This window comes from Pseudomonas palleroniana, assembly GCF_003031675.1.
GTDB classification, from domain to species: domain Bacteria; phylum Pseudomonadota; class Gammaproteobacteria; order Pseudomonadales; family Pseudomonadaceae; genus Aquipseudomonas; species Aquipseudomonas palleroniana.
In genome coordinates this window covers 30,736-56,669 of record NZ_PYWX01000091.1, presented here as the reverse complement: position 1 = coordinate 56,669, position 25,934 = coordinate 30,736, and the positions used below count along the sequence as shown (strand labels likewise).

The following is a 25,934-nucleotide window of genomic DNA, read 5'->3' as shown; positions in this document are numbered from 1 at the left end:
ACTTAGGCAACTGCTCAACCGCAGTTGGACACGTTCTTTTCCTGACGTTTGGCTTCGCCCCACAGGGCGTCCAACTCTTCGAGGGTGCAATCTTCTATGGGACGCTGGGTATCGCGCAATGCCTGTTCGATAAATCGGAAACGTCGTTCAAATTTGGCATTGGCGCTGCGCAGCGCGGTTTCCGGGTCAACCTTGAGATGCCGGGCGAGGTTGACCGCTGCAAACAGCAGGTCGCCGACTTCATCTGCGATCGCGGCCGAGTCGTTATCAGCCATGGCTTCAAGCACTTCATCCAGCTCTTCGCGCACGTTATCCACCACCGGCAAGGCGGCGGGCCAGTCGAAGCCGACCTGGCTGGCGCGCTTTTGCAATTTAGCGGCACGGGACAACGAAGGCAGTGCCGTGGGCACATCGTCCAGCAGGGAAAGCTGCAGCGGTGTATCGGACTTTTCTGCGCGCTCCTCAGCCTTGATCTGCTCCCAACGCTCCTTGACCTGCTCTTCGCTCAACCGCGGAACATCCAATGGCGCATACAGATCGCCCGTCGGGAACACGTGAGGATGGCGGCGAATCAATTTGCGCGTGATGCCGTCGATCACGCCGGCAAATTCGAAACGCCCCTCCTCCCGTGCCAACTGGCTGTAATAAACCACCTGGAACAACAGGTCGCCCAGCTCACCTTGCAGATGGTCGAAGTCGCCGCGCTCGATGGCGTCGGCGACTTCATAAGCCTCCTCCAAAGTGTGCGGGACAATGGTCGCGTAGGTTTGCCTGATGTCCCACGGGCACCCGTATTGCGGGTCCCGCAGGCGGTTCATCAGGTACAGCAGGTCGTCGAGTGAATACATCATGGTGTGCGGTTGCGCCGGGTCTCGATGATGTTCGGCAACTGGGAAATACGCCCCAACAACCGCCCCAGCGCATCCAGGCCCGGGATCTCGATCGTCAGGGACATCAACGCAGTGTTGTCCTCCTTGTTCGAACGGGTGTTGACCGCCAACACGTTGATCCGCTCGTTGAGCAGCACCTGGGACACGTCACGCAGCAGGCCGGAACGGTCGTACGCACGAATCACGATGTCCACCGGATAGGTGAGCACCGGCACCGGCCCCCAACTGACCTGGATGATCCGTTCAGGCTCGCGCCCGGCCAACTGCAGCACCGAGGCACAGTCCTGCCGGTGAATGCTGACACCACGGCCCTGGGTGATGTAGCCGACGATGGCGTCCCCCGGCAACGGCTGGCAGCAGCCGGCCATTTGCGTCATCAGGTTGCCCACACCCTGGATCTGGATATCGCCACGCTTGCCGGGCTTGTAGCCGGCGGCTTTGCGTGGAATGAGTTCCAGCTGCTCGCTGCCGCGCTCCGGCTCGACCAACTGCTGGGCCAGGTTGACCAGTTGCGCCAGGCGCAGGTCGCCAGCGCCCAGGGCGGCGAACATGTCTTCGGCAATCTTCATGTTGGCCTTTTCAGCCAGCTTGTCGAAGTCCACCTGCGGCAAGCCCAGGCGCGCCAGTTCGCGTTCAAGCAAGGTTTTACCGGCCGCGACGTTCTGGTCGCGCGCCTGCAATTTGAACCAGTGCACGATCTTCGCCCGCGCCCGCGACGTGGTGATGTAGCCCAGGTTCGGGTTCAGCCAGTCGCGGCTCGGCGTACCATGCTTGCTGGTGATGATCTCGACCTGTTCACCGGTCTGCAGGGTGTAGTTGAGCGGCACGATACGCCCGTTGATCTTGGCGCCGCGGCAGTTGTGGCCGATTTCAGTGTGTACGCGGTAGGCAAAGTCCAACGGCGTGGCGCCCTTGGGCAAGTCGATGGCATGGCCGTCGGGGGTGAAGATATAGACCCGGTCCGGTTCGATATCCACGCGCAGCTGTTCGGCCAGGCCGCCGATGTCGCCCAGTTCTTCGTGCCACTCCAGCACTTGGCGCAGCCAGGAGATCTTCTCTTCGTACTGGTTGGACCCGGCCTTGACGTCGGTGCCTTTGTAGCGCCAGTGCGCGCACACGCCCAGCTCCGCCTCTTCGTGCATGGCGTGGGTGCGGATCTGCACTTCCAGCACCTTGCCCTCGGGGCCGATCACCGCGGTGTGCAGCGAGCGGTAGCCGTTTTCCTTGGGGTTGGCGATGTAGTCGTCGAACTCCTTGGGAATGTGCCGCCACAAGGTGTGGACAATGCCCAGCGCGGTGTAGCAGTCGCGCATTTCCGGCACCAGCACGCGCACGGCGCGCACATCGTAGATCTGGCTGAAGGCCAGGCCCTTGCGTTGCATTTTGCGCCAGATCGAATAGATGTGCTTGGCGCGGCCACTGATATCGGCTTCGACGCCGGTGGCCTGCAACTCCGAACGCAGCTGGTTCATCACGTCGGAGATAAAGCGCTCGCGGTCGAGCCGCCGCTCATGCAGCAGCGTGGCGATCTGCTTGTATTGTTCGGGTTCGAGGTAGCGGAAGGACAAGTCCTCCAGCTCCCACTTGATATGGCCGATACCCAGGCGATGCGCCAGCGGCGCATAGATATCAAAGACTTCGCGCGCAACGCGGTTGCGCTTTTCATCATCGGCCGTCTTCACCGCCCGGATCGCGCAGGTACGTTCGGCCAGCTTGATCAGGGCGACGCGCACGTCGTCGACCATCGCCACCAGCATCTTGCGCAGGTTTTCCACCTGGCCCTGGGTGCCCATCACCATCGATTGGCGCGGGCTGAGGCTGGCACTGATGGCGGCCATGCGTGCCACGCCATCGATGAGCTTGGCGACCAAGGCGCCAAAGCGCTGGCTGACGGTGGCCAGCTCGATATGCCCTTCACGCACGCCGCGATAGAGCACGGCGGCGATCAGCGAATCCTGGTCGAGCTTGAGATCGGCGAGGATCTCGGCGATCTCAAGCCCGGTACGAAAGCTCGAAGTGCCCTCGGCCCACAGGTTCTTGGCCGCATTGTTTTGCTGCTCGGACTCACGAGCGAACTCGCAAGCGGCCTTCAAGGCTTCACGGTCCAGTGCCGGGTCGACACTGACGGCATGATCCAGCCATGCCTCGAGATTGATACTGCCGTCGGTGTTGATCGGCTGGTGTGCTCTCACCTGTACCATCTTGCTTACCTTCCCTACGACGCACCTTCGATGCGTCAAAAATCATCGCCGACCTTGTACTGCACTCTCCCCGGCAGGTCACAGGCCCTGGAGACTACAAGGCCGGTCGGATTAAACGGGCATCCTAGCCCGCTTCAAATAACGCCATGGCCTCGACATGCGCGGTTTGCGGAAACATGTCGAGGATCCCGGCACGCTTTAGCCGGTAGCCTTGCTTGACCAACTCAACGGTGTCCCGCGCCAGCGTGGCCGGGTTGCAGGACACATACACCAGACGCCTGGCCTTGAAGGTCGCAAGCTTGCGCACAACTTCCAGGGCACCGTCACGGGGTGGGTCCAAGAGTACCGCAGAAAAGCCTTGTTTGGCCCATTCTGTGTCAGTCAAAGGCTGGGACAAATCGGCCTGAAAAAATTGTGCGTTATGCAAATTATTGCTGACGGCATTGGCGGCCGCCCGGTCCACCATGGCCTGCACACCTTCCACCGCCACCACTTCACGCACCTGACGCGCCAGTGGCAGGGCGAAGTTGCCAAGCCCGCAAAACAAGTCCAGCACCCGCTCGTCGGGTTGTGGCGCCAGCCATTCCAGGGCCTGGGCGACCATCGCCGCGTTGACTGCGGCGTTGACCTGGACGAAATCGCCAGGCCGGTAAGCCAGCTCCAGATCCCACTGTTCCAATCGAAACCCCAAGACGGCATCGGCTTCGACCGGCTCCGGCTGTCCTTCGCCATGAAGCCACAGCTGGGCTTCATGGAAGGCACAAAATTCTTTCAAGAGCTGCAGGTCCGCTTCCGACAACGGCGCCATATGCCGCAGCAACACGGCGATGGAGGTACCACTGAACAACTCGACATGCCCCAGGGCCTGCGGTTTGCTCAGCCGGCGCAACAGGTTCGGCAAGCGCTGCATGATCGGCTGCAAGGCCTGTACCAGCACCGGGCAATCATCGATGGCGACGATGTCCTGGCTGGCCACGGCGCGAAAACCCACTTCAAGTTTTTTCGCCTTGGCATCCCAGCGCACGGCCACGCGGGCGCGGCGACGGTAGCCAAATTCCGGGCCGCTCAAGGGCGCCGCCCATTCCTGCGGCTCAACACCGGCCACACGCGACAATTGCTCGGCGAGCATGCGCTGTTTCAGGGCAAGTTGTTCGGCATGGGGCAAGTGCTGCACGCTGCAGCCACCACAACGCCCCACGTGGGCACAGGGTGCCGGGCGCCGCAGTTCGCTGGCGGTGAATACGCGCTCGGTGCGCGCCTCGACGATCTTGCCATGAGCGCCCAACACCCGCGCTTCCACGTCCTCACCGGCCAGGGCGCCATTGACGAACCAGGTACGGCCTTCAAAGTACACAATGCCACGGCCGTCATTGGCCAGGCGCTCGATGGTCAGGCGTTGTTTCTTGCCCACCGGAATCTGCGGGGCCCGGCTACCGCCCGTCGGCTGGAAGCGCAGGCCTCTTTCGTGCTTGGCCATCAGTTGGGTTCGTCGAAAATGCCGGTCGACAGGTAACGGTCGCCTCGGTCACAGATGATCGCGACGATCACCGCGTTTTCCACTTCCCTGGACAAGCGCAGCATGCCCGCCACCGCGCCACCGGAGGACACGCCGCAGAAGATGCCTTCTTCACGGGCCAGACGGCGGGTGGTGTCTTCGGCTTCACGCTGGGCCATGTCGATGATGCGGTCTACGCGCGTCGCGCTGTAGATCTTCGGCAAGTACTCTTCGGGCCAACGGCGGATACCCGGGATCGACGCGCCCTCCATCGGTTGCAGGCCGACGATCTGGATCGCCGGGTTCTGCTCCTTGAGATAACGCGAGTTGCCCATGATGGTGCCGGTGGTGCCCATGGAGCTGACGAAATGAGTGATGGTGCCCTGGGTCTGGCGCCAGATTTCCGGGCCGGTGCTGGTGTAGTGCGCCTCAGGGTTATCGCCATTGGCGAACTGGTCCAGTACCAGGCCACGACCTTCGGCGGCCATGCGCTCGGCGAGGTCACGCGCGCCTTCCATGCCCTCTTCCTGGGTGACCAGGATCAACTGGGCGCCATAGGCGGTCATCGCCGCCTTGCGTTCGGCGCTGCCGTTGTCGGGCATGATCAGGATCATCTTGTAGCCCTTGATCGCGGCAGCCATGGCCAGGGCGATCCCGGTGTTGCCGGAGGTGGCTTCGATCAGGGTGTCGCCAGGCTTGATCTGCCCGCGCAACTCGGCGCGGGTGATCATCGACAGCGCCGGGCGGTCTTTGACCGAGCCGGCCGGGTTGTTCCCTTCGAGCTTGAGCAACAGGGTATTGCTGGTTTCACCCGCCATGCGTTGCAAGCGGACCAGGGGCGTGTTGCCGACGCAATCGGCGATTGTTGGGTACTGCAAGGTCATGGCGTATTCGCAATCCAGACTGCGGGGGCGAACATCATACCGGGAAAGGCCGGCGGGCCATATCACGCAAAGTGTGGTGTTTATTACTTATTGGAATATGTGGATTAAAGGGCGCCTGTACTACCGCTATCGGGAGCAAGCCCCCTCCCACAGATGACCGCATTCCAATGGTGTCACTCGATTCTCTGTGGGAGGGGGCTTGCTCCCGATAGCCGCACCTCGATCTCCGGGCTAACCCGACTGCCCATCACCATGATTTCTCTGAAACACCTCCTCACCCATCGCCGCAATCTGCCCCTCGATCAGCGCTTCAAAGGGTTTGAGCAACGGTTCGAACGATACCGGTGCCTCCAGCACCTGCAGCGCTTGCACAATCGCCTCCAGCGTCGACAGCGCCCCCGGCCCCGGCGCCTTGCGCAGCCGGTAACGCGAAACACCGCCCTCGGCCAATGTCACCCTCGGCAAAGCTGCCAACAACGGATTGAGGTGCAACAGTTTACGCGCCTTGCGCCAGGTGCCATCGGGCACCACCAACAACAAGGGCTGCCCGTCCGGCGCATAGGCCTGCAAAGGCTGGGCATCATCCGCCGGAAACAACAACCGCGCCTGATAACCGGGCGGGTTCAGCAAGGTCGGCAGATCTGCAAACACCTCGCCGACCACCAACTGCGCATTGTTCAACCCCAACGCCGCCAAGCGTGCGGTATTCAGCGCATGGTTGACCTCGCTCGGATGCTGCAACAGCAACACTCGCGTGCGACTGTCGAGGCAGGGGATCAACGGGCACAGGCAATGGGTGGCGGGCCTGAGGCAACGGGAACATTGGGGTCTGGACATGGTTTTTCAGGCCTGGTTGAGCTGGGCTTTGAGCAAGTCGCGGAACGTCTGGATCAACGGCTCGCGGCTGCGACCCCGACGCATGATCATGGAGAACGGCGCCTGGTAGCCGAAGGTCGCCGGCAGCAACACGCGCAGGTCGCCCTTATCGGCCCACGCCTGGGCATAGTGCTCGGGCAGGTAGCCGATGTAAGCACCGGACAGCACCAGGATCAGCTGCGCCTCCATACTTTCCACCGTGGCGGCGCTGTGCTTGAAGCCATGGCGCGCCAGTTCCGCCTGGCTCCAGTAGCCGCGGCCGACCATGCGCTGCTGGGTAATCACTTGTTCGGGGATGCGCCGCTCGTTGAACAGCGGGTGCCGCGAGCTGCAATACAACCAGTGCTGCTCGCGATACAGCGGCATGTAGATCAACCCGCTCATGCGGTTGGAAAAAGCGCCGATGGCCAGGTCCAGGCGATTGTCCTGCACCCCCAATTGCAATTCGTACGGGCTCATCACCGACAGATGCAAATGCACCGCCGGATGTTCCAGGCTGTAGGCGCCGATCGCTTCGGCAAACGGCAACGCCTTGTCGCTGACAGTGGAGTCGAGCACGCCCAGCTTGAGGGTGCCGCGCAACTCGCCTTTCAACGCGGCGGCGTATTGCTCGAAACCTTCGAGTTCACCGAGCAGGCGCAGGGTTTCCTGATGGAACAACTCGCCCTTGCTGGTCAGGCTGAACCCGCCCCGCCCGCGATGGCACAGCACCAGGCCCAACGCCGACTCCAGTTGGCTCATATAGGTGCTGATGGCTGACGTCGACAGGTTGAGTTCGTGCTGCGCATTGGCGAAGCCCTGATGGCGCACCACGCTGACGAAGATGCGCAGCAGTTTCAAGTCGGGCAAGGCGTTGGCCATGAGCTCTCCACAATGTTCAGTTGGCTGTAGTGAGCGGGCTTGCCCCGCGCTGGGGGGCGCAGCCGCCCTAAACCCCGACACTTCGGTCTTTCTGACACACCGCGGCGTCCTTATTTGGGGCGGCTTCGCCCCCCAGCGCGGGGAAAGCCCGCTCACTACAACCCAGAGAGTTTAACCGCTGGGGATTAGTTTAGAAAAACCTGAACTAAGTATTTGCCCCTGCCGATTCTTCCCGCCACGGGCTTTTCGCAGAATCGACCGCTAATAAACAAAACAACGATGAGGCACTCCCGTGGACAAGATTTTCCACCAACCACTGGGCGGCAACGAAATGCCGCGCTTCGCCGGCATCGCCACCATGATGCGCCTGCCCCACCTGCAAACGGCCCAGGGCCTGGACGCCGCCTTTATCGGCGTGCCCCTGGATATCGGCACCTCACTGCGTGCCGGCACACGCTTCGGGCCGCGTGAAATCCGCGCCGAATCAGTGATGATCCGCCCCTACAACATGGCCACCGGTGCCGCCCCATTCGACTCGCTGTCGGTGGCCGATATCGGCGACGTGGCGATCAACACGTTCAACCTGCTCGACGCCGTGCGCATCATCGAAGCAGCCTACGACGAGATTCTTGACCACGACGTGATCCCGCTGACCCTGGGCGGTGACCACACCATCACCTTGCCGATCCTGCGCGCGATCCACAAAAAACACGGCAAGGTCGGCCTGGTGCACATCGATGCGCATGCTGACGTCAACGACCACATGTTCGGTGAGAAAATCGCCCACGGCACCACCTTCCGCCGCGCCGTGGAAGAAGGTTTGCTCGATTGCGACCGTGTGGTGCAGATCGGCCTGCGCGCCCAGGGCTACACCGCCGAAGACTTTAACTGGAGCCGCAAACAGGGCTTTCGCGTGGTTCAGGCCGAAGAATGCTGGCACCACTCCCTCGCCCCCTTGATGGCCGAAGTACGTGAAAAAGTCGGCGGTGGCCCGGTGTACCTGAGCTTTGATATCGACGGCATCGACCCGGCCTGGGCGCCCGGTACCGGCACCCCGGAAATCGGCGGGCTGACCACCATCCAGGCGATCGAGATCATCCGCGGCTGCCAGGGCCTGGACCTGATTGGTTGCGACCTGGTGGAAGTTTCGCCACCGTACGACACCACCGGCAACACCTCGCTGCTGGGCGCCAACTTGCTGTACGAGATGCTCTGCGTACTGCCTGGCGTGGCGCATCGCTGATGAGCACGCAAGCCGTGCTGAAAGCTGCCGCCGACCTGGTGTCGGCGTTTGCCCGCAATGACCGCGCCGCTTATTTCGACGCGTTCACGGCCGATGCCACCTTTGTGTTCTACACCCTCCCCGAGCCACTGCTCAGCCGCGACGCCTACCAGGCGTTGTGGGACAGCTGGCGCCAGGACGAGGGGTTTGAGGTGCTGTCCTGCACCTCAAGCAACGCCACCGTCAGCCTGCAGGGTGACGTGGCGATATTGATTCATGACGTGGCCACCGAGCTGCGCATGAACGGGGAGCAATTCAATAGCCAGGAACGCGAAACCATTGTCTTCAGACGGCAACGGTTGCGCGCAGAACAACAAGAGGGCCTGTGGCTGGCCTGTCACGAACATTTATCCGCTATGCCGGAAGGGCTGCCGCCCCATTAGCCAATGTGATCGGAGCTGATCATGAATAATAAAAACAACGATAAAAGTATTCGAAAAATAGAAACCAACGGGGTCGAACAGATCCCGGACCACGAACGTACCGCCAGCCCCAAGGATCTGTTCCGCCTGATCTTCGGCGGTGCCAACACCTTTGCCACCGCCGTGCTGGGCTCATTTCCCGTGCTGTTCGGCCTGTCGTTCCAGGCCGGCGTCTGGGCGATCGTACTGGGCGTGCTGGTGGGCGCGCTGATCCTGGCCCCCATGGGCCTGTTCGGGCCGATCAATGGCACCAACAACGCGGTGTCTTCCGGTGCGCACTTCGGCGTGCACGGGCGGATTGTCGGCTCATTTCTGTCGCTGCTGACCGCGATTGCCTTCTTCTCACTCTCGGTGTGGAGTTCAGGTGATGCCTTGGTCGGTGGTGCGAAACGTCTGATTGGCCTGCCGGAAACCGATCTGACCCTGGGTCTGGCCTATGGCCTGTTCGCCCTCCTGGTGCTCACGGTGTGCATCTACGGCTTTCGCTTCATGCTGTGGGTCAACCGTATCGCCGTATGGGCGGCGAGCCTGTTGTTCCTGCTGGGGATCTTCGCGTTTGCGCCGGCCTTCGACAGCCAGTTCGCCGGCACTGTAGCGCTGGGTCAGCCGGGTTTCTGGGCAGCGTTTATCGGCGCCGCACTGGTGGCCATGAGCAATCCGATTTCCTTCGGGGCGTTCCTGGGTGACTGGTCGCGCTATATCCCGCGTGAAACACCGAAAGGTCGAATCATGCTGGCGGTGGTCCTCGCGCAAATCGCCACTTTGATCCCGTTCCTGTTCGGCCTGGCCACCGCGACCATCGTGGCGATCAAGGCGCCGGACTACATCGCGGCCAACAATTATGTCGGCGGCCTGCTGACGGTGGCGCCGAGCTGGTTCTTCCTGCCGGTGTGCCTGATCGCGGTGATCGGCGGCATGTCCACCGGCACCACCTCGCTGTATGGCACCGGGCTGGACATGTCCAGCGTGTTCCCACGCCTGCTGTCGCGAGTCAAGGCCACATTGCTGATCGGGGTGATGTCGATAGCATTCATCTTTATCGGACGTTTCGCCGCCAACCTGGTGCAAAGCGTCTCGACCTTCGCCGTGCTGATCATCACCTGCACCACGCCGTGGATGGTGATGATGATCATCGGCCTGATCGTACGCCGGGGCTTCTACTGCCCGGACGATCTGCAAGTGTTCACCCGTGGTGAGACCGGCGGTCGCTACTGGTTCAACCATGGCTGGAACTGGCGCGGGCTCGGGGCCTGGATCCCGAGTGCACTGGTGGGCCTGTGCTTCGTCAACCTGCCGGGGCAGTTTGTCGGACCGCTGGGCAACCTGGCGGATGGCATCGACATCAGCCTGCCGGTGACGTTGGGGCTGGCCTCGGTGGTGTACCTGACTTTGCTGCGGCTGTTTCCCGAACCGGCCTCGGTTTATGGACCGGCTGTCGTGGCAAGAGAGCGTGCCCCCTCACCACCGCATGTTCCCTCGCCACAGCAAGCGCCTTCAGCACAATAAAAAATAATCGGAGAACCGCCGTCATGGCTTTGGATTTATTCGTCGTACTCATCTACGCCGCCGGCATGCTCGTGCTCGGCTATTACGGTATGCGCCGCGCCAAGACCCACGAGGACTATCTGGTGGCCGGCCGCAACCTGGGGCCGTCGCTGTACATGGGCACCATGGCGGCCACCGTACTGGGCGGTGCATCCACCGTCGGCACCGTGCGCCTGGGTTATGTGCATGGTATTTCCGGTTTCTGGCTGTGCGCCGCGCTGGGCGCCGGGATCATCGCGCTGAACCTGTTCCTGGCCAAGCCGCTGCTGAAGCTGAAAATCTTCACCGTCACCCAGGTTCTGGAAAAGCGCTACAACCCCATGGCTCGTCAAGCGAGTGCGGTGATCATGCTGGCCTATGCCTTGATGATCGGCGTGACCTCGATCCTGGCCATTGGCACCGTACTGCAAGTGCTGTTCGGCCTGCCGTTCTGGGTCTCGGTGCTGCTGGGCGGTGGCGTGGTGGTGGTGTACTCGACCATCGGCGGCATGTGGTCGCTGACCCTCACCGATATCGTGCAGTTCGTGATCAAGACCGTCGGCCTGATGTTCATCCTGCTTCCCATCTGCCTGTACCGCGTCGGCGGTTGGGATGAGCTGGTCGCCAAACTGCCGGCATCGAACTTCAGCTTCACCGAAATCGGCTGGGACACGATCATCACCTACTTCATGATCTACTTTTTCGGCATCCTGATTGGCCAGGACATCTGGCAACGAGTGTTCACCGCCCGCGATGAAAAGGTCGCCAAGTACGCAGGCACTTTCGCCGGTTTCTACTGCATTCTCTACGGCCTGGCCTGCGCGCTGATCGGCATGGCGGCGCATGTACTGCTCCCCAACCTGGACAACGTCAACAACGCCTTCGCCGCCATCGTCAAAGCCTCGCTGCCGGATGGCATCCGCGGCCTGGTGATTGCTGCGGCCCTGGCCGCGATGATGTCCACCGCCAGCGCCGGCTTACTGGCGGCCTCCACGGTATTGACCGAAGACTTGCTGCCGCGCTTGCGTGGCGGCAAACCGTCGAGCCTGGCGGTCAACCGCCTGTTCACCATGCTCACCGGCATTGCCGTACTGGGCATCGCACTGGTGGTCAACGATGTGATCAGCGCGTTGACCCTGGCCTACAACCTGTTGGTGGGTGGCATGCTGATCCCACTGATCGGTGCGATCTTCTGGAAGCGGGCAACCACGTCAGGCGCGATCACCTCCATGACCCTGGGCTTTGTGACGGCGCTGGTATTCATGATCAAGGATGGGTTGGACGCGAATACGCCGATCTACTACAGCCTGGCGATTGGGCTGGTGAGCTTCGTGGTGGTGAGTATGTTGTCGCGCAGCCCCCAGGCATCGGTAGCCCGGGCGGTTTGAGACGGAACAGGATTTAAAGCGGTTTCTTCAGCGGGTGCGACGTCGGATGTCGCGCCCGTTTTTTTTTGGCGCTACTACCGAGCCTTCTCAAACAGACCGCCGCAGGTCTTGCATTCGGAACACGATAATAAAAAACGGGGCCGCGTAAGGCATACGGAGCACGGAAGGCGCTCCGAAGAAGACCCACGCCCTCAACGCCCGCATGATCACGGCCACGATCACGTGAGCGCCTCAGGGCTTACCTGCGACGGGGACGGCGTTGCTCATCATCCGTACGAATAGGCACCGGTTGCAGCGGCGGCTCGATCAAGCCGAGTGCCACGCCGAGGTCATGGAGCCAGTTCTGAATTTTCTCTTTCATGGTGGTGCCCCCCCTTTGAGGGTAATGCGGGTCGGCGCTAATTCTGTCGCCGCTTCCTACAGATAGTAGCCTTAAGTCTTACGTATTGCTTGTACGAAAACACAACGAACTATTACTGAATTCATCTAAATCCTGACGGATCGCTCAAGCGATCGCGCGCGTGTCTTGCAGGATCTCGGCTCTGCCTGCCTGCTGCAGGTCAATCCATGCATTGAGGTTAGCGCCGAGCATCCCCTTTCGCCACATGAGCCAGGTAGTCGCAGTGGCAAAAGGCCCGGTCAGGGGATGAACGGACACACCGTCCTTGCCCGGAAGGCTGTCGAGCATGGATTCAGACATCAATGCCACACCGGAACCGGCAATCACGCAGGCGAGCATGCCTTGATAAGACTCGATCTCGATCGCCCGGCCCATGGCCACACGGTCGTGGGAAAACCAGGTTTCAAGGCGTGCGCGGTAAGCACAACTGCGGCGGAAGGTGAATACCGAGCGGCCCGCCACATCCTGGGGGCCGCGCACGGGTGGGTGATCGGCTTCGCAGATCAACACCAGCCGTTCTTCGCACAAGGGCACACCATCAAGGGTAGCGATGGTGATGGGGCCGTCCACCAGCGCCGCGTCCAGGCGACCGGCGATCAGACCCTCCAAAAGCTCACCGCTGGGCGCCGATTGCACCTGCAGGTTCACCATCGGGTAGGCCTTGTGGTAACGCGCCAACAACTTCGGCAAATGAATCGCCGCAGTGCTGTACATACTGCCCAGCACAAAATCGCCGGCCGGTTGCCCGCCTTGCACAGCGCCGTGGGCTTCGTCGTGCAGCGCCAGCAGACGGGTGCTGTAGTCCAGTAACACTTTGCCCGCCGGAGAAAGCTGCAAACGCTGGCGCTCGCGCACGAACAACTCAACACCGAGCTGCTCTTCCATCTGCTTGAGCCGTGTCGACAGGTTCGACGGCACTCGGTGCAAGCGTTCCGCCGCACGGGTGATGGAACCCTCCTCCGCCACGGCCTGGAAAATACGCAATTGACTGAACTCCACGCCTTTCTCCAAAACTGAACAAGTTACTCAATATTATTCATTTTTACAGAAAGTAAACTCGATTTAGCCTGAAGGTCAATCGCTGCCTTGCAGGAAACCTGAACATGTCCCCCCTGATTCGCTTACTCGCCAGTTTTATCGCCTTGATGATGGCCATGGGCATTGGCCGCTTCGCGCTGACCCCGCAACTGCCCCACCTGCTCAGTGAAGGCCAGGTCGACCTGACCGGCGCGGGGCTGATCGCGGCGGCCAATTACCTGGGCTACTTCGTGGGTGCAGTGGATTCGATCTTCGCCCGCAGCCATCACCACGTACGAGGTCGGATGTACGGCGGGCTGTGGCTTTGCGTGCTGCTGACCCTGGCGTCGTATTGGGCGCAGGGCTTCTGGCCGCACCTGTTGCTGCGCTTTGGCACCGGCGTCGCCAGTGCCTGGGCGTTGGTGATGATCACCAGCTTGAGCCAGCCCCTGGCGATTGCCGCCGGGCGAGCACGCCTGGGCGCCTTGGTGTTTGCCGGACCGGGGCTGGGCATTCTGCTGACCGGGTTGCTGGCATTGGGCTCGAACCGTCTGGGGCAAAGCTCGGCAACGCTGTGGTTGGTGTATGGCGTCGTGGCGCTGCTGATGCTGCTGGCGACCTTGCCATTCCTACCCCAGCCGATCGCGCCAGTTGCCCACGTCCATCACGCGGGTGGCAACGCCAGCATCGCGCATCTGTGCTGGATTTACTTCCTGTATGGCCTGGGCTACATCATTCCGGCGACCTTCCTGTCACAAATGGCCAGCGCGCAATTCAACGGCGCCTGGCAAGCCGATCTGTTCTGGCCATGCTTTGGCCTGGCTGCCGCGATGGGCGTGGTGATCGCCAGCCTGCGCCGCAAAGACCCGCACACCACCCGCCACTGGCTGATGAGCACGTTATGGCTACAAGCGGCCGGGGTGTTCGCCTGCTTGCTGGGCAATGGCTGGGGCTTGGCGCTGGGCGTATTGCTGTGCGGTGCACCGTTCCTGGCTTGCATGCAGTTGGTGATGGCACGCTTGCGGGAAGTCGCCCCCCACGGCTACCAGCGCAGCACCGGGCTGTTGACCGCCAGCTTTGCCGTCGGGCAATTGAGCGGCCCGTTGCTGGCGTCGCTGAGCAGTCACTGGAGCGGCGGCCTGCAACCGGCCTTGCTGATTGCCGGCGGCGGCCTGATATTGGCGGGCGTAATACTGATCAACCGGCAACCAGCGGCGTCGGCGAGCGAACCTGCTCGCGCCGGGCAAGCACCAGGAAAAACAGCCCTCCCAGGAAACAGCCGGTAAACCAGGCAAAGTTGGCCATGCCCTGCAGCGCCGGCGTGAAGGTGATTGCAACCCCCACCAGCGTCGCGGGCACCAGGGCTTTGACCGCCGTCCAATTCACCCCGCCGTCGAAGTAGTAGCGCCCGCTCGGGCTGTCATCGAACAGCGCATCTACATCGATCTTCTGCTTTTTGACCAGGTAGAAGTCCACCAGCAGAATCCCGAACAACGGGCCAATGAACGCTGCGAGGATATCCAGGGTGTAGTGGATCATCAGCGGGTTATTGAACAGGTTCCAGGGGGTGATAAAGATCGATGCCACGGCGGCGATCATCCCCCCGGCCCGCCAGCTGATTTTGCTCGGTGCCACATTGGCAAAATCAAACGCCGGCGACACGAAATTGGCCACGATATTGATGCCGATGGTCGCGGTGACGAAAGCAAAGGCTCCCAGCAATACGGCCATGCTGTTATCGATGCGCGAGACCGTGGCGATCGGGTCGTGAAGCATTTCGCCAAATACCGGCAGCGTGCCCGAAACGATCACCACGGTGACCAGGGAAAATGCCAGGAAATTCACCGGTAGCCCCCAGAAATTACCGCGCCGTACGTCGCGCATGCTGCGGCAATAGCGGCTGAAATCACCAAAATTCAGTGTGGGGCCGGAGAAGTACGACACCACCAGCGCCGTCGCCACGATCACCTGACCGAAGGCTTGCCAGCCCGACAGGGATTTTTCCGCCAGGGTGAAACTGATATTCGCCCAGCTGGCCTTCCATACGATCCAACCGGCCAAGGCAAACATCACCGCGTACACCACCGGCCCAGCCCAGTCGATAAAGCGGCGGATCGACTCCATGCCGGCCCAGAACACGGCGGCCTGCAACCCCCATAAACAGAGAAAGCCAAACCAGCCCAGATAGGACAACCCTGCAAAATGCGGCTCTGCGTAAACCGCCATTTGTGGGAAAAAGCGCAGCACCACGATGATCAAGGCACTCGACGCCAAGTACGTCTGAATGCCGTACCACGCTACAGCGATCAACCCACGAATCACCGCCGGAATATTCGCTCCGAACACACCAAACGCCAGCCGACAGATCACCGGATACGGCACGGCGGCCTGCTGGCTCGGCTTGGCCACCAAGTTGGCGATCAACTGCACGATGCAGATCCCGGCAAGCAAGGCGATCAACACCTGCCAACTGGCCAGGCCGAGCGCAAACAGGCTGGCGGCGAATACATAGCCGCCCACGCTGTGCACATCACTCATCCAGAAGGCGAAGATGTTGTACCAGGTCCACTTTTGCGGCAAAGGCCCCAGGTCCTGGTTGTACAGGCGCGGGCTATAGCCTTTGGGGTGTTGTTCGGTCATCGCTGGGCTCCTCGAAATACCGGCCGGCGCTGTCGTCGCAGCGTGCATACGTTAGGCGGCGCGGTTTGTATACGAGGCATTCAGCAGAATACGTGCCAATGGCACACAATCCCTCTGAATCAGCGTTCCACAGGGACTACAAAGGCTTTACAAGCAGGAGGGGCGCTCAGCAACGGTGCATAAGAATCCTGTACACAATCAGTGTTGCACCCGATGTGCACACAGGTACCCGGCAGCACAACAGACCGCCGTGAGAAAGGTGCCCCAGGCCATGTCCATCACCGCCAAACCGGCAGACCAGCCTTGCAGCGTGGCCCAGTTGCTCAAGTCATAAGTGCCGTAGGCCACCAGGCCGAGCAGCGCGCCCAGACGTGCGGCGCGTTGCCAACTGGCGCTTGGCAGCACGACCAATGCCACACAACCGGCGGCGTACAGGAGATAGAACAGCACCGCCGGCAGTAGGCGAGGTTGATCGAGCATCAGCGAGCCGAGCAGGGACTTATAGGTAGGGCCCATCAGGACGCCGAGCCAGAGGCCGTCGAGCAGCAGAAAGGCGAGCAAGGTGCCGAGGTAAGCGAAGAGTGTTTTGCGCATCATTTATGTAGCCTCTGTAGGCGCCGATGGGCGCCTACAGAAGAGCAAGCCGGGCTCAGCTTAGTTCAATGCGATCGGCATGAATCACAATCTGGCCTTGCTTGTAGAGCGCACCAATGGCCTTCTTGAAGTTGCCCTTGCTGACGCCGAACAAGTTGCTGATCAGCGCCGGGTCGCTTTTGTCGCTGACCGGCAAGGTGCCGTTGTTTTCGCGCAACTTGGCGAGGATCTTCGAGTTGAGGCTGGACGCCGCTTCCTGGCCAACCGGCTGCAGGCTCAGGCTGATGTTGCCATCGGCACGGATCTCTTTGATAAAGCCTTTTTCCTGCTTGCCGGGGCGCAGGAACTTGAACACTTCGTTCTTGTGGATCAGGCCCCAGTGCTTGTTGTTGATGATCGCCTTGAAACCCATGTCGGTGGCTTCGGCCACCAGCAGGTCGACTTCCTGGCCTACCTGGTAGTTGGCCGGCGTTTTGTCCAGGTAACGATCCAGGCGTGCGGTGGCGGTGATGCGTTTGGTGTGCTTGTCGAGGTAGACATGCACCACACAGTAATCGCCGGCACTCAACTGGCGTTTTTCTTCCGAATACGGGAGCAACAGATCCTTGGGTAAGCCCCAGTCGAGGAATACACCAATGCTGTTGACTTCCACCACTTTCAAACTGGCGAATTCGCCCACTTGAACTTTCGGCTTTTCAGTCGTGGCAATAAGTTTGTCATCGCTGTCCAGATAAATGAAAACGTTAAGCCAGTCTTCATCTTCACTGGGAATATCTTTGGGGATATACCGATTCGGCAAGAGGATTTCACCGTCTTGCGCACCATCCAGGTACAAACCGAAGTTAGTATGTTTAACCACTTGCAAACTGTTGTAGCGCCCGACTAAAGCCATGTCCAATACCCTCATTACGTCGGCGGCATTCTACCCGAGTTGCGCCTACCACGCGCGTGCGCCTGAAAAATCGCGGGCTGGCACGGGCTTCCAGCGGCGACGCCCCGCTCGTCTGATCAAACGCCTGAGTTTTTCCAGGGATGCGCAGCGCCGTATACCCCATGGTTTCGAGTTAAAACAGTAAGTTAGGCGATTATTTGATAGATAGACTTCGGCTATTTTCCGCCGCGCCAGTTATTCCCAGGGGATATTTGCCAAGCAATTGTCAAGTATTTCCTGTACGATGCCTGGCCAAGTTAATTTTCTACAGGTTAGTGGCCGCCATGCGCGTAAAAGCATCCAACAGCAAAGCAAAGCCAGCTCCCGCCGTTGAAACCAGCGAATCGATCAACAGCCAGATTGCAGCGTTTCTCAAGTCCGGTGGCGAAATCCAGCAAATTGCCAAGGGCGTAAGCGGCCAGACTTTCGGCCCGTCCAAGCAGATCAGCCTGGGCAAGAAATAACACCTGTCTACCCATCTGGTCCCTAAGCGTCTTGCCTTCAAGGCGCTAGGACTGGAGCCCGAAACACCTTCTCCATATTTGTGCCAATCGACGAACGGGGCTCACCGCCTGGCATTCGCCGGTATGCTTGCACACGTCTAGCACGGGCACTTGCCCGATTTTTCCGTTACGGCTCCTCGCTTTTTATGGAGTGAAGCGTGCTCAAACCCTGCATTGTATTGATCACCATCCTGGTGGCGAGCCCACTGGCCGAGGCGCAGATTTTCCAGCGCGAACTGGGCGACTTCGATCTGAAATTAGGCACCACCCCCAGCCGCAGCATGGCCCAGGGCCTGGTCAAACCCACCTCGCCAGGCAGTGACTCGTTCCACGGTGGCCTGGACCTGAGCCATGACAGCGGCCTGTATTTCGGCCAGTTCTCCCCCAGCATGGGCTTGTCCTCCAGCAAAAACTTCGAAGTCGATTCCTACATGGGCTTCAAACGCCCCTTCGACCAGACCCTGGGCTACGAAGTCGGATTGATCCACTACAGCCATCCCAAGCTCAGCCCGCTCGACAGCCAGGAGTTGTATGGCGGCCTGAACCTGCTGGGCAACCGCTTCGGCGTGTCCTTGAGCAACGACCCGGACCGACAGGACAGCACCCTGTTCGCCGACCTCGGCGGCACGCAGCCCTTCGGCATCGGCGTCAGCATGAAGTACACCACGCATCAGTTGGGCAGCCCGGTCTCAGTGGAGGGAGGCTCGATCAGCAGCTTCAACGATTGGTCGGTACAGTTCTCGCGCGAATGGAAAGGCATCGACCTGGACCTGATCTACAGCGGCTCCAGCCTCAGCGGCAGCGACTGCTCGGCATATTCCGGACACAACTCACAATGCGATGGCCTGTTGACCTTGAAGGCTGCGCGGTCGTTTTATTAATCGGCTGAACTGTCGCGCCCGGCGTGGGTTCACATGCATGAACCCCACTGCGCAAGGACCTGCCCATGCTGCGTCGGCTCAAACTTCTGGTGATACTGCTGAGCCTGAGCCTGATACTGGCCGGCTGCAATCGCGTAGGCCTGGCCTACCGCAATCTCGATGTGATCATCCCCTGGACCCTCAGTGACTACCTGGAAATGAACGCCGGGCAGAAGAGCTGGTTCAACGACACACTCAAGCAACACCTGGCCTGGCACTGCACCACGCAATTGCCCGGCTACCTGGATTGGCTCGACCGCCTGCAACAGATGGTCGACGACAACAAGGTCAGCGACGCCGCTCTGCAATCGCGTACCCTGGAGGCCAAGCAGGCGATCGCCGAGATTGCCCGGCAAATCACCCCGTCAGCGGTCGAGCTGTTACAAGGCCTGGATGATCAGCAAGTCAAGGACATGCAGGACGCCTTTGCCAAGGACCTGAAAAAACGCCAGGACGAATACCTCAAGCCACCGCTGGAGCGGCAGATCAAGGAGCGCGCCGAGCGTATGAGCAAACGCCTGGACGCCTGGATCGGCCCGTTGAGCACCAGCCAGCAGAACCGCGTGACAGCCTGGTCCATCGCATTGGGCCCGCAGAACCAAGCCTGGATCGACAACCGCGCGCGCTGGCAGGCGCAATTTATCGAGGCCCTGCAACAACGCCGCAACGCCGACTTCCCGCAGAAGATCGAGCAATTGCTGGTGAACCGCGAAAGCCTTTGGACCCCGCAGTACCGCACCGCCTATACACAAACAGAAGCGGCAGCGCGCAGCCTGATCGTCGACCTGATGGCCGAAAGCAGCGTGCAACAACGTCAGAAGCTCACCCAGAAAATCGACAAGGTGCGCGCCGATTTTCAAGCGCTCAAATGCCTGAAGAGCACGCAGCCCTAGGTCGGCGCCAGCGTCCCGAGCCAAGCCACCAAAGCCAGGATCGCCAGCACCGCCGCAAACTCCAGGACGATGCTGCGGCGCAAGGCTGTACACGCGGCGGCGTGGTCGCCCTGCGCCAGCGAACGCTGGAGCAACGGCGTCAGATGGGAACGATTGAGCGCCGCCAGCCCCAGCATCAAGCCGAACAATCCCAACTTGAAACACAACAGGATCGCGTAGACGCCACCCGTGATGCCATCCAGGTTCGGCCCGACCACAAACAGATAATTCGCCACGCCCGTGGCAATCAGCACCGCAACGAATGCCACACCCACGCGCTCGAAGCCCGCCAAGGTGTGTGCCAATACCTGCACCGCCGGCGCGGACCTGCGCATCAGCAATAAACCGAACGCCGCCAATGCCCCGACCCAGCCCGCCGCCGCCAACAGGTGCGCACTGTCACTGAGCAGATGCCATACTCCAAGCGCGCCCGCATGCATCACCCCATGCCCGGTCCACGCCAGAGTCACCAATGCCAGGCCCCCGAACCAAGTGGCCAAGCGGCTGCTGAGCACCAACCCGAACAGCGCAACAATCCGTAGCCACCAGCTCCAGCCCAGTTCGGTCTGCCAGAGCATCATCTGCAGGTGTGGCCACAGCGTCGACCAATCCTCGGCACCGCTCATGGCCTGGGTCATCGACAACAACGACGCCACCGAAAGCAGCACCCCCAGGCTCGCCAACCCCCGCAGCAACCACTTCAGATCCAGCGGCCGGCTATCGGCATACAGGCCAAACAGCCCCAGGCCAAACACCAGCATCAAGTCCAGATAAAGAGCAAAGCGCAGAACAACCGGAAGCAGTTCACTCATGGCTGGACGCTGAACACCACGTTGCCGAGGATCGGGTGGGTGTCGGCCGACACGGCACGCCAATCGACCCTATAGGTACCGGTCACCAGCGTAGAGGCGGGCTTGATCAGCATCACCTTGGGGTCGGCACTGGCCGCGACACTGGCTTTTACCGGCATCGGCGAATTCGGCATACCGGGCATATCGGTCATGGTCAGCTTGGCGCCGGAAAACTGCGTCAGCAGGTTCTCCGAAAAACGCAGCTCGATCACGGCCGGTGGCGCCCCCTTGGCCCCCTCAACCGGGGTCGACGACAACAGTTTCGGATGGGCCGAGGCCGCCAGGCTGGCGATCAGTCCCGCCCACAGCACAGCGCCCGTCAGCGCGGTTTTCAACATTGACATGCAAGGCTCCAGGCCGCTCGTGGCGGCGAGTTATAGAAAGAGTAAAGCGTCAGAACCACAGGCGTACGCCCACCACCCAGCGCACCTGACGGGTGTCTGCGCCTTCATCCCGTGCGTATTGCGCAGTCTGGCCGTAGCTGCGGCTCCAGGTGACACCCACGTAGGGCGCCCATTCGCGGCGGACTTCATAACGCAGCCTCAAGCCCAGCTCACTCTGCGCAAGGCCAGAACCGATGCCGCGCTGCGGATCGTTACGGCCATAGAAATTGAGTTCGGCGGTGGGCTGCAGGATCAGCCGGTTGGTCAGCAGGAGGTCGTAGTCGCCTTCCAATCGGGCTGCGGTACGCCCCGCCTCGCCGACAAACACCGTGGCTTCAGCTTCAAAGTTGTACAGCGCCATGCCCTGTGTACCCAACGCTGCCCAGGTTTGCCCGTCGCCCGGCTTGAAGTCCTGGCGCACACCGCCCACCAGATCCCACCATGGGCTGATGGCATGCCCCCACAGCACCTGGGCTTCGGCGCTTTCAGTACGACCGGCACTGCGCTCGCCTTCACTGCGCAACCACAGGCGGTCGATGTCGCCGCCGACCCAACCCTTGATATCCCAGTTCAGCGCACCCTCGCCGTCACCGTCTTGCCATTCCAACTGGTTGATCAGCAACAGTGAGTTGATCGCACTGTCGTGAACCTTGTGCCCACCGGGAGTGTTGTATACCGCGGCGCGATCAGCGTCGGTCAAGGTCGGGATCGGCGTGCGGCTCTCGCTGAGCGCGGGTATCGCCGGGCTCATGCCTTGAAACTCATCCGCCAGGGTCAGCGGGCTGAACGCCAACCCGATGAACGCCCATAAAACACGCCGGCTCATGCTCGCTTGCTCATTCATGTACACGCACCTCGCGGAACATGCCCATCTCCATGTGGTACAGCAGATGGCAGTGATAGGCCCATCGCCCCAGCGCATCAGCGGTTACGCGGTAGCTGCGCCGGGAGCCCGGCGGCATGTCGACAGTATGTTTGCGTACCTGGAACTGGCCGTTTTCGTCTTCCAGGTCACTCCAGAGGCCATGCAGGTGAATGGGATGGCTCATCATGGTGTCGTTGACCAACACCAGTCGGACCCGCTCGCCATAAGTCAATTGCAAAGGCTCGGCATCGGAAAACTTCACCCCATTGAACGACCAGGCGAACTTCTCCATATGCCCGGTGAGGTGTAACTCAAGGGTGCGGCTGGGGTCGCGGCCGTCAGGATCTTCGAAGGTACTGCGCAGGTCGGCGTAAGTCAGAACACGCCGGCCGTTGTTACGCAGGCCAATGCCGGGGTCATCGAGCTTGGGGACCGGGTTCATGGCTTGCATATCCACCAACGGGTTGTCCTGCTCGCTGGCGGGGTGGGCCTGCATCGGCATCGCACTGTGGTCCATGCCTTCCATACCCGGCATATCCGCCATGGCACCGTGATCCATACCGCCCATGCCCATATCACCCATGGTGATCCAGGGGCGCGGATCCAACTCCGGGACTGAGGCAATCGCCCCTGGCTGACAAGCCAGGGTGCCGCGGGCGTAGCCGCTGCGGTCCATCGATTGGGCAAACAGCGTATAGGCTGGCGCCGTCGGCTCGACCAGCACGTCGAAAGTCTCTGCCACGGCAATGCGGAACTCGTCGACACTCACCGGCTGCACCGGCTGGCCATCAGCGGCAATCACAGTCATCTTCAGCCCCGGGATGCGCACATCGAAATAGCTCATCGCCGAGCCGTTGATAAAGCGCAGCCGAATCGTTTCCCCCGCCTGAAACACGCCAGTCCAATTGCGTCCGGGAGGCTGGCCGTTGAGCAGATAGGTGTAGGTCTGGCCACTGACGTCGGCCAGGTCCGTAGGGTTCATCTTCATCTGTGCCCACATCAAGCGATCGTCGACGGTCGCTGACCAACCCTGCTTGCCCACATCCCGTACAAAATCGCCCACGGTCGGCTTGTGCCGGTTGTAGTAATCCGACTGTTTCTTGAGAGTTTTCATCAGCGCAACGGGGTCTTCATCGGTCCAGTCCGACAGCATCACCACGTAATCGCGCTGGTAGCTGAACGTCTCGGGCACCTTGGGATCGATCACCAGCGGGCCATACACCCCCGTTTGCTCCTGGAACCCGGAATGACTGTGGTACCAGTACGTGCCGTGCTGCTTGACCGTGAACCGATAGACAAACACGCCACCCGGCTCGATGCCCTGGAAGCTCAGGCCCGGCACACCATCCATGTTCGACGGCAGGAGAATGCCGTGCCAGTGGATCGACGTCGGCTCAGCCAGGCGGTTTTTCACGCGCAGGGTCACGGTGTCGCCCTCGCGCCAGCGCAACAGCGGGCCGGGCAGGCTGCCGTTGATCGTCAGCGCGGTGCGATCGCGGCCTGTGAGGTTGACCGGCGACTGGTCGATAAACAGATCAAATTGCGTGCCCGCGAGCACGCTGGGCTGGCCGGGGCTGGCCAACGCCCAGACCGGGGTGCGCCAGAGCCCGAGGCCGCCCAGCAAGCCGCCGGCGGCCAGGCCTTTGACGAATGTTCGTCGGGTGGTTTTGGAGTGCATGCCAAATCAATTCCATACGTTGAATGGCAGCAGATTAGGCACGCACGGCTGTCAGCCACCTTAGCGGCAGATTACCGATCTGACAGTTTCGCCCGACACCCCACAGCGGCGCGGGCGTTGGGCATCAGGCGATCTGAGCCTTGGACGCAACGGTGGCAAAGGTTGCCGGGTCCAGTGCATCAGGCTGCTCGTCGAGTACCTGGCGCGGGTGGTCATTGCCCGGGATCGAACTGTCGATCAACGCCAGCAACTGCGCACCGAGCGCGGTCAGGATGAAGTTTTCGCCATTGCCGCCCTCCTCCTCCGGGCGCGACTCAATAAAACCACGCTTGAACAGCAGCGCCTCGTAGTCCGCGGCGGTCCTTTTCAGCGCATCCAGATTGCCGGTAGGCTCACCCGCCGTCGCCTTCTCGGCCGCCTCCTGCTCGGCGTATATGCGTGGGGCGAAGCTACCTTCGCCGTTCTGTACTTCATGCAGCAGACGTTCGATCAGATCCCAGTTGTAAGTCGTCATCCTGATTCCTCCCGCAGGCCGATGGAAAGTAGCCCGTCAAAAGGTGTGACAGGCCACGTCAGCGGCCGTTCAGCTGAGTAGACAGGCGTCATTTCTATGAACTTTCCACGCCCCCGTCACCTCCACTGAACATCACTGCCAAGGAGGTCCGACCATGAATGCCCTGATAAAACTGGCGATTGCCGCCACGCTGCTGTCCGCCCTGCCCGCCTGGGCCTGCACTCCCGAAGAGGCCACCGCCAAGCGCGAACAACTGGCCCGGGAAGTCACCCAGCTGACACAGCAAAACCCGGCCAAGGCCGAGCAAATCAACGCCGAGCTGAAGAAAATGGACGTGGACACCACCGCGGCCGACTTGCCCGACAAGTGCCAACTGATCGATCAACGCCTCAAGGATCTGGAAGAGGCCGCCGCCAAAAGCAAAAACTGAGGCCATAAAAAAACCGGACAATGTCCGGTTTTTTCATATCACCCCTGCCTTACTCGGCAGATGGCGCTTCTGGCTTGCGGCGCTTGAGCGGAGCCATGCCGTCCTTGCTGACGAGCGACAGGTTGTCGGTCTTCGGCCGGTTGGCGATCCTGCGCTTGGTCGGCGACTTGGCGCCAGTCTTCTTCTTGTCGCCCTTGGCGTCGGTTTTTTTCTTCTTCACTCCGACAGCCTTGCCCGACGCCTTGACCTTCTTCGGACCGGTGTAGGTGCCTTTGACTTCCTTGATGGTACGACGCTCGAACGACTGCTTCAGGTAGCGTTCAATGCTCGACATCAGGTTCCAGTCGCCGTGGCAGATCAGCGAGATCGCCAAACCATCGTTACCGGCACGCCCGGTACGGCCGATACGGTGCACGTATTCGTCGCCGCTGCGGGGCATGTCGAAGTTGATCACCAGGTCCAGGCCGTCGACATCCAGGCCACGGGCGGCAACGTCGGTGGCCACGAGGATTTTCACGCCGCCGGCCTTGAGACGGTCGATGGCCAGTTTGCGGTCCTTCTGGTCTTTCTCGCCGTGCAGCACGAACGCCTTGTATTCCTGGGCCACCAGGCGGCCATAGATACGGTCGGCGGCAGCACGGGTGTTGGTGAACACGATGGCCTTCTGATAGGTCTCGTTGGCCAGCAGCCAGTTGAGGATCTGCTCTTTGTGCACATTGTGGTCGGCGGTGACGATCTGCTGACGCGTGGTCGCGTTCAGGTCGCTGACGTTGTTGACCTGCAGGTGCTCAGGGTTTTTCAACACCTGGGCGACCATGTCGCGCAGGGTCGAGCCACCGGTGGTGGCGGAGAACAGCATGGTCTGCTGGCGATTGACGCACTCGCCCACCAGGCGCTGCACATCATCGGCAAAGCCCATGTCGAGCATGCGGTCGGCTTCGTCGAGCACCAGCACTTCGACTTCCTTGAGGTCGAGGTTGCCGGCGTTGAGTTGCTCGATCATGCGGCCCGGGGTGCCGATCAGGATGTCCGGCACCTTGCGCAGCATGGCGGCCTGGACCTTGAAGTCTTCGCCGCCGGTAATGATGCCGGACTTGATGAAGGTGAATTGCGAGAAACGTTCCACTTCCTTCAAGGTCTGCTGGGCCAGCTCACGGGTCGGCAGCAGGATCAGGGTCTTGATACTGACGCGAACTTTGGCCGGGCCGATCAGGCGGTTCAGTACCGGCAGGACGAAAGCGGCGGTCTTGCCGCTGCCGGTTTGAGCCGTCACCCGCAGGTCACGCCCTTCGAGCGCGAGCGGGATGGCCGCTGCTTGCACCGGCGTAGGCTCGACAAATTTAAGCTCGGCCACGGCTTTGAGCAGGCGTTCGTGCAGGGCGAATTGGGAAAACACGGGTGCTACCTCGAAGAAATACAAAATATCAGCTGCATAGGGTAACGGTTTCGGGCG

General features: G+C 61.0%; 26 protein-coding genes. 9 read left to right on the top strand and 17 right to left on the bottom strand.

All coding sequences use genetic code 11. The features are described 5' to 3' along the window. Positions 1-14 precede the first annotated feature (14 nt). From mazG to C9383_RS27685, 6 genes are all read right to left on the bottom strand, one after another. Positions 15-848, bottom strand: coding sequence for a nucleoside triphosphate pyrophosphohydrolase (gene mazG / locus C9383_RS27710; protein ID WP_090369443.1), 834 nt, complete (start codon positions 846-848; stop codon positions 15-17). Further along, a complete protein-coding gene (gene relA / locus C9383_RS27705; protein WP_060756103.1) occupies positions 848-3,091 on the bottom strand; it encodes a GTP diphosphokinase in 2,244 nt (747 codons plus the stop codon). The genes mazG and relA overlap by 1 nt, the downstream gene beginning before the upstream one ends. Before the next feature lie 124 nt (positions 3,092-3,215). After that, entirely contained in the window at positions 3,216-4,568 is a 1,353-nt protein-coding gene (gene rlmD, locus C9383_RS27700; RefSeq protein ID WP_090369441.1) for a 23S rRNA (uracil(1939)-C(5))-methyltransferase RlmD, read from the bottom strand. Beyond that, positions 4,568-5,470, bottom strand: a complete 903-nt coding sequence (cysM, locus tag C9383_RS27695) for a cysteine synthase CysM (protein ID WP_060756105.1) — start codon at positions 5,468-5,470, stop codon at positions 4,568-4,570. Before cysM ends, rlmD begins: the two co-directional genes overlap by 1 nt. Before the next feature lie 231 nt (positions 5,471-5,701). Then, positions 5,702-6,307 (bottom strand): tRNA-uridine aminocarboxypropyltransferase, encoded by a 606-nt coding sequence (locus C9383_RS27690; RefSeq protein ID WP_090369440.1) that lies wholly within the window; start codon positions 6,305-6,307, stop codon positions 5,702-5,704. Between the two features lie 6 nt (positions 6,308-6,313). Continuing rightward, complete coding sequence (locus C9383_RS27685; RefSeq protein WP_090369439.1) at positions 6,314-7,207, bottom strand: LysR family transcriptional regulator; 894 nt, start codon at positions 7,205-7,207, stop codon at positions 6,314-6,316. Between the two features lie 292 nt (positions 7,208-7,499). On the opposite strand from C9383_RS27685, the gene speB reads away from it, so the two are divergent. Genes speB through C9383_RS27665 form a run of 4 tightly spaced genes read left to right on the top strand, consistent with a single transcriptional unit; the run spans position 7,500 to position 11,823 of the window. Further along, positions 7,500-8,450, top strand: coding sequence for an agmatinase (gene speB, locus C9383_RS27680; protein WP_090369437.1), 951 nt, complete (start codon positions 7,500-7,502; stop codon positions 8,448-8,450). After that, positions 8,450-8,872, top strand: a complete 423-nt coding sequence (locus tag C9383_RS27675; RefSeq protein ID WP_090369435.1) for a YybH family protein — start codon at positions 8,450-8,452, stop codon at positions 8,870-8,872. The genes speB and C9383_RS27675 overlap by 1 nt, the downstream gene beginning before the upstream one ends. 21 nt (positions 8,873-8,893) lie before the next feature. Then, positions 8,894-10,417 (top strand): purine-cytosine permease family protein, encoded by a 1,524-nt coding sequence (locus C9383_RS27670; protein WP_090369433.1) that lies wholly within the window; start codon positions 8,894-8,896, stop codon positions 10,415-10,417. Between the two features lie 23 nt (positions 10,418-10,440). Next, a complete protein-coding gene (locus C9383_RS27665; protein ID WP_060756111.1) occupies positions 10,441-11,823 on the top strand; it encodes a sodium:solute symporter family protein in 1,383 nt (460 codons plus the stop codon). 238 nt (positions 11,824-12,061) lie between these two features. Here the strand turns inward: C9383_RS27665 and C9383_RS28560 are convergent, their stop codons facing one another. Then, positions 12,062-12,184 (bottom strand): PA1414 family protein, encoded by a 123-nt coding sequence (locus C9383_RS28560; RefSeq protein WP_003193089.1) that lies wholly within the window; start codon positions 12,182-12,184, stop codon positions 12,062-12,064. Between the two features lie 144 nt (positions 12,185-12,328). Then, positions 12,329-13,222 (bottom strand): putrescine utilization regulator PtrR, encoded by an 894-nt coding sequence (ptrR, locus tag C9383_RS27660; RefSeq protein ID WP_060756112.1) that lies wholly within the window; start codon positions 13,220-13,222, stop codon positions 12,329-12,331. A 104-nt stretch (positions 13,223-13,326) separates the two neighbouring features. On the opposite strand from ptrR, the gene C9383_RS27655 reads away from it, so the two are divergent. Beyond that, positions 13,327-14,526: an MFS transporter gene (locus C9383_RS27655; RefSeq protein ID WP_090369431.1), complete on the top strand. Its 1,200-nt coding sequence runs from the start codon at positions 13,327-13,329 to the stop codon at positions 14,524-14,526. Here the strand turns inward: C9383_RS27655 and C9383_RS27650 are convergent. The 3 genes from C9383_RS27650 to C9383_RS27640 all read right to left on the bottom strand — a co-directional run bounded on the left by C9383_RS27650 (position 14,438) and on the right by C9383_RS27640 (position 17,366). Further along, positions 14,438-15,880, bottom strand: a complete 1,443-nt coding sequence (locus tag C9383_RS27650) for an NCS1 family nucleobase:cation symporter-1 (RefSeq protein WP_090369429.1) — start codon at positions 15,878-15,880, stop codon at positions 14,438-14,440. The genes C9383_RS27655 and C9383_RS27650 overlap by 89 nt on opposite strands. Positions 15,881-16,078: 198 nt before the next feature. Beyond that, the gene (locus C9383_RS27645; RefSeq protein ID WP_090369427.1) at positions 16,079-16,477 is read right to left on the bottom strand and encodes a DUF2177 family protein; all 399 of its coding nucleotides are present in this window, start codon (positions 16,475-16,477) and stop codon (positions 16,079-16,081) included. A gap of 52 nt (positions 16,478-16,529) precedes the next feature. After that, a complete protein-coding gene (locus tag C9383_RS27640; protein ID WP_060756116.1) occupies positions 16,530-17,366 on the bottom strand; it encodes a CvfB family protein in 837 nt (278 codons plus the stop codon). A 323-nt stretch (positions 17,367-17,689) separates the two neighbouring features. Between C9383_RS27640 and C9383_RS27635 the strand changes: the two genes are divergently transcribed. The 3 genes from C9383_RS27635 (at position 17,690) to C9383_RS27625 (ending at position 19,721) form a co-directional block, all read left to right on the top strand. Then, positions 17,690-17,869 (top strand): hypothetical protein, encoded by a 180-nt coding sequence (locus C9383_RS27635; RefSeq protein WP_003193095.1) that lies wholly within the window; start codon positions 17,690-17,692, stop codon positions 17,867-17,869. 197 nt (positions 17,870-18,066) lie between these two features. Continuing rightward, on the top strand, positions 18,067-18,789 hold the full coding sequence (locus C9383_RS27630; RefSeq protein WP_090369425.1) for a TorF family putative porin: 723 nt from the start codon (positions 18,067-18,069) through the stop codon (positions 18,787-18,789). A 65-nt stretch (positions 18,790-18,854) separates the two neighbouring features. Further along, positions 18,855-19,721, top strand: a complete 867-nt coding sequence (locus tag C9383_RS27625; RefSeq protein WP_090369423.1) for a DUF6279 family lipoprotein — start codon at positions 18,855-18,857, stop codon at positions 19,719-19,721. On the opposite strand, the gene copD is transcribed toward C9383_RS27625, so the two are convergent. The 5 genes from copD to C9383_RS27600 all read right to left on the bottom strand — a co-directional run bounded on the left by copD (position 19,718) and on the right by C9383_RS27600 (position 24,051). Beyond that, positions 19,718-20,572, bottom strand: a complete 855-nt coding sequence (gene copD / locus C9383_RS27620; RefSeq protein WP_090369421.1) for a copper homeostasis membrane protein CopD — start codon at positions 20,570-20,572, stop codon at positions 19,718-19,720. The genes C9383_RS27625 and copD overlap by 4 nt on opposite strands. Continuing rightward, on the bottom strand, positions 20,569-20,955 hold the full coding sequence (gene copC / locus C9383_RS27615; RefSeq protein WP_090369419.1) for a copper homeostasis periplasmic binding protein CopC: 387 nt from the start codon (positions 20,953-20,955) through the stop codon (positions 20,569-20,571). Before copC ends, copD begins: the two co-directional genes overlap by 4 nt. 49 nt (positions 20,956-21,004) lie before the next feature. Next, positions 21,005-21,820: a copper resistance protein B gene (locus C9383_RS27610; protein WP_090369418.1), complete on the bottom strand. Its 816-nt coding sequence runs from the start codon at positions 21,818-21,820 to the stop codon at positions 21,005-21,007. A 10-nt stretch (positions 21,821-21,830) separates the two neighbouring features. Continuing rightward, positions 21,831-23,537: a copper resistance system multicopper oxidase gene (locus C9383_RS27605; RefSeq protein WP_090369414.1), complete on the bottom strand. Its 1,707-nt coding sequence runs from the start codon at positions 23,535-23,537 to the stop codon at positions 21,831-21,833. Between the two features lie 124 nt (positions 23,538-23,661). Next, on the bottom strand, positions 23,662-24,051 hold the full coding sequence (locus tag C9383_RS27600; RefSeq protein WP_090369412.1) for a transcriptional regulator: 390 nt from the start codon (positions 24,049-24,051) through the stop codon (positions 23,662-23,664). A gap of 154 nt (positions 24,052-24,205) precedes the next feature. Between C9383_RS27600 and C9383_RS27595 the strand changes: the two genes are divergently transcribed. Next, positions 24,206-24,481: a hypothetical protein gene (locus tag C9383_RS27595; RefSeq protein ID WP_060756123.1), complete on the top strand. Its 276-nt coding sequence runs from the start codon at positions 24,206-24,208 to the stop codon at positions 24,479-24,481. Between the two features lie 49 nt (positions 24,482-24,530). Here the strand turns inward: C9383_RS27595 and C9383_RS27590 are convergent, their stop codons facing one another. Beyond that, the gene (locus C9383_RS27590) at positions 24,531-25,877 is read right to left on the bottom strand and encodes a DEAD/DEAH box helicase (protein WP_090369410.1); all 1,347 of its coding nucleotides are present in this window, start codon (positions 25,875-25,877) and stop codon (positions 24,531-24,533) included. Positions 25,878-25,934 lie beyond the last annotated feature (57 nt).

What these genes read in the sequence shown, in the direction of transcription:
- mazG (WP_090369443.1), bottom strand. Translation starts at nt 848, where the DNA reads ATGTATTCACTCGACGACCTGCTGTACCTGATGAACCGCCTGCGGGAC.
- relA (WP_060756103.1), bottom strand. Translation starts at nt 3,091, where the DNA reads ATGGTACAGGTGAGAGCACACCAGCCGATCAACACCGACGGCAGTATC.
- rlmD (WP_090369441.1), bottom strand. Translation starts at nt 4,568, where the DNA reads ATGGCCAAGCACGAAAGAGGCCTGCGCTTCCAGCCGACGGGCGGTAGC.
- cysM (WP_060756105.1), bottom strand. Translation starts at nt 5,470, where the DNA reads ATGACCTTGCAGTACCCAACAATCGCCGATTGCGTCGGCAACACGCCC.
- C9383_RS27690 (WP_090369440.1), bottom strand. Translation starts at nt 6,307, where the DNA reads ATGTCCAGACCCCAATGTTCCCGTTGCCTCAGGCCCGCCACCCATTGC.
- C9383_RS27685 (WP_090369439.1), bottom strand. Translation starts at nt 7,207, where the DNA reads ATGGCCAACGCCTTGCCCGACTTGAAACTGCTGCGCATCTTCGTCAGC.
- C9383_RS27675 (WP_090369435.1), top strand. Translation starts at nt 8,450, where the DNA reads ATGAGCACGCAAGCCGTGCTGAAAGCTGCCGCCGACCTGGTGTCGGCG.
- C9383_RS27670 (WP_090369433.1), top strand. Translation starts at nt 8,894, where the DNA reads ATGAATAATAAAAACAACGATAAAAGTATTCGAAAAATAGAAACCAAC.
- C9383_RS27665 (WP_060756111.1), top strand. Translation starts at nt 10,441, where the DNA reads ATGGCTTTGGATTTATTCGTCGTACTCATCTACGCCGCCGGCATGCTC.
- C9383_RS28560 (WP_003193089.1), bottom strand. Translation starts at nt 12,184, where the DNA reads ATGAAAGAGAAAATTCAGAACTGGCTCCATGACCTCGGCGTGGCACTC.
- C9383_RS27655 (WP_090369431.1), top strand. Translation starts at nt 13,327, where the DNA reads ATGTCCCCCCTGATTCGCTTACTCGCCAGTTTTATCGCCTTGATGATG.
- C9383_RS27650 (WP_090369429.1), bottom strand. Translation starts at nt 15,880, where the DNA reads ATGACCGAACAACACCCCAAAGGCTATAGCCCGCGCCTGTACAACCAG.
- C9383_RS27645 (WP_090369427.1), bottom strand. Translation starts at nt 16,477, where the DNA reads ATGATGCGCAAAACACTCTTCGCTTACCTCGGCACCTTGCTCGCCTTT.
- C9383_RS27640 (WP_060756116.1), bottom strand. Translation starts at nt 17,366, where the DNA reads ATGGCTTTAGTCGGGCGCTACAACAGTTTGCAAGTGGTTAAACATACT.
- C9383_RS27635 (WP_003193095.1), top strand. Translation starts at nt 17,690, where the DNA reads ATGCGCGTAAAAGCATCCAACAGCAAAGCAAAGCCAGCTCCCGCCGTT.
- C9383_RS27625 (WP_090369423.1), top strand. Translation starts at nt 18,855, where the DNA reads ATGCTGCGTCGGCTCAAACTTCTGGTGATACTGCTGAGCCTGAGCCTG.
- copD (WP_090369421.1), bottom strand. Translation starts at nt 20,572, where the DNA reads ATGAGTGAACTGCTTCCGGTTGTTCTGCGCTTTGCTCTTTATCTGGAC.
- copC (WP_090369419.1), bottom strand. Translation starts at nt 20,955, where the DNA reads ATGTCAATGTTGAAAACCGCGCTGACGGGCGCTGTGCTGTGGGCGGGA.
- C9383_RS27610 (WP_090369418.1), bottom strand. Translation starts at nt 21,820, where the DNA reads ATGAGCCGGCGTGTTTTATGGGCGTTCATCGGGTTGGCGTTCAGCCCG.
- C9383_RS27605 (WP_090369414.1), bottom strand. Translation starts at nt 23,537, where the DNA reads ATGCACTCCAAAACCACCCGACGAACATTCGTCAAAGGCCTGGCCGCC.
- C9383_RS27600 (WP_090369412.1), bottom strand. Translation starts at nt 24,051, where the DNA reads ATGACGACTTACAACTGGGATCTGATCGAACGTCTGCTGCATGAAGTA.
- C9383_RS27595 (WP_060756123.1), top strand. Translation starts at nt 24,206, where the DNA reads ATGAATGCCCTGATAAAACTGGCGATTGCCGCCACGCTGCTGTCCGCC.